The sequence below is a fragment of the Mesorhizobium sp. M7A.F.Ca.CA.002.09.1.1 genome (genome assembly GCF_003998555.1).
GTDB classification, from domain to species: Bacteria; Pseudomonadota; Alphaproteobacteria; order Rhizobiales; family Rhizobiaceae; genus Mesorhizobium; species Mesorhizobium ciceri.
In genome coordinates this window covers 1-1,979 of the sequence record NZ_RZRR01000971.1, presented here as the reverse complement: position 1 = coordinate 1,979, position 1,979 = coordinate 1, and the positions used below count along the sequence as shown (strand labels likewise).

2 pseudogenes are annotated in these 1,979 nt (G+C 65.4%); one reads left to right on the top strand and one right to left on the bottom strand.

What is annotated here, in order from left to right:
* Positions 1–1,529: pseudogene (locus tag EN994_RS29050) on the bottom strand (DNA mismatch repair protein MutS); the annotation flags it as partial.
* A 213-nt stretch (positions 1,530–1,742) separates the two neighbouring features.
* On the opposite strand from EN994_RS29050, the pseudogene EN994_RS29045 reads away from it, so the two are divergent.
* Positions 1,743–1,979: pseudogene (locus EN994_RS29045) on the top strand (NADP-dependent malic enzyme); the annotation flags it as partial.

The window sequence follows — 1,979 nt, the reverse complement described above, 5'->3', positions numbered from 1 at the left end:
ACAGCCTCGATATAGTAGCCGAGCACATTGTTGTGCCGGATTTTCAGCGAGCGGATGCCGGTCTCGTCGATCAGCGAGCGTTCCAGCCCGGCGATCACCTTTCGCGATTCGTCGCGCAGCGCCCGCATCTCGTCGAGATCGGCATGGTAGCCGCCACGAACGAAGCCGCCGTCGCGCTTGAGCAGCGGCAGTTCGTCGCCAAGTGCCTGCATCAGATGCTGCGAAAGCGCTTGGGGCAGTGCATGGATGGCGGCCAATGCCGCCGCAAGTTCCGGGGGCAGGGCGGTCGCGGCAAAGATTTCGGCGATCGCGCCTGCCGCCTCGAAGCCGGCGCGCAGCGCGCCAAGGTCGCGCGGCCCACCCCGGTTGAGCGCCAGCCTGGACAGCGCGCGGGGCATGTCGGCAACGCTCTTCAGGCTCGACCGCACCGCCTGGCAAAGTCGCGTTTCGGAACGAAAGAACGACACTGAGTCCAGCCTGGCGCCGATCGCCGCCGGGTCGGTCAGCGGCGCCATCAGCCGGTCGGCGAGCAGCCTTGCGCCGCCGCCGGTCACCGTGCGGTCGATCGCCTTGAACAGCGAGCCTTCGCGGCTGCCCGACAGCGTGCGCAGCAGTTCCAGATTGCCGCGTGTCGCCGGATCGATGAACAGGGTCGAACCCTGCTCCTCGCGTTCGGGCCGCGACAGCGGCGGGCGCTCCGCTTTCTGCGTCTTCTCGACATAGGCAATGGCGCCCGAGATCGCCGACAGTTCGGCGCGCGAAAAGGCGCCAAAACTGTCCGGCGTCGCCACATCGAAGAAGCGGGCGATGCGCCCTGTCGCCGACGCCGAATCGAACAGTGACGGTGGTTGCGGGCTGGCGACGCGGCCGAGCACGTCGAACACCGGCTTCAGCTCCGGATCGTGGAACACTGGCTCGGCAACGATCAACTCACGCGGATCGACACGGAAGATGTCAGCCAAAAGCCGGTCGGCGGTGGTGTCGGTGACGCGGAAGGCGCCGGTCGAGATGTCGATCCAGGCCAGCGCAAAGGAGTGGTCCGCTCCGCCTTTCACCCGCCCCAGCGCCATCAGGAAGCTCGATTCCGACGGCGCCAGCAATTTGTCCTCGGTGATGGTGCCTGGTGTCACCAGCCGCACCACATCGCGGCGCACCACCGATTTGCCGCCGCGTTTCTTCGCCTCGGCCGGATCCTCGATCTGTTCGCAGACGGCAACGCGGAAACCCTGGCCGATCAGCTTCTGCAGATAGTCGTCAGCAGCATGCACCGGCACACCGCACATCGGAATGTCGAGCCCTTGATACTTGCCGCGCTTGGTCAAGACGATGCCCAGCGCCCGGCTTGCCTTCTCGGCATCGTCGAAGAACAGTTCGTAGAAATCGCCCATGCGATAGAACAGCAGCGAATCCGGGTTTGCCGCCTTGATCTCGATGAATTGCTCGATCATCGGCGTGGCGCCGGCGTGGGCGGTCGGCACCGGCGTCATCGCCTCGGGGGCGTCTGGCTCGTTCGGGCTGTGCATGTTCATGCGCCGCACGCTAGCAGATGTGATCGCGCGGTTTAATGCCGGGGCTTCGAAAAACAGGGGACGACCGGGACGGCAGGATGCCCGCAATCGCGCGTACCAACCGCGATTCCGCACGCTGGCAGTTTACACGCGGCGGCGCGTGGTCTTAATTCGGTCCGACACAAAGCACCCGCTTCAACGAGGTGCTGCACCGGTGAGGAAATCAAGTACATCATGGCCAGGAAAACCGAGAACAGCGGTCCGTCCGTCAGTGCGCAGGAAGCGCTCGAATTCCACGCCATGGGTCGGCCGGGCAAGCTGGAGGTCGTCGCCACCAAGCCGATGGCGACGCAGCGCGACCTCAGCCTCGCCTATTCGCCTGGTGTCGCGGTTCCGGTCCTGGCCATCGCCGAAGACCCCTCGCGCGCCTTCGACTACACGACGCGCGGCAATATGGTCGCAGTCATCTCC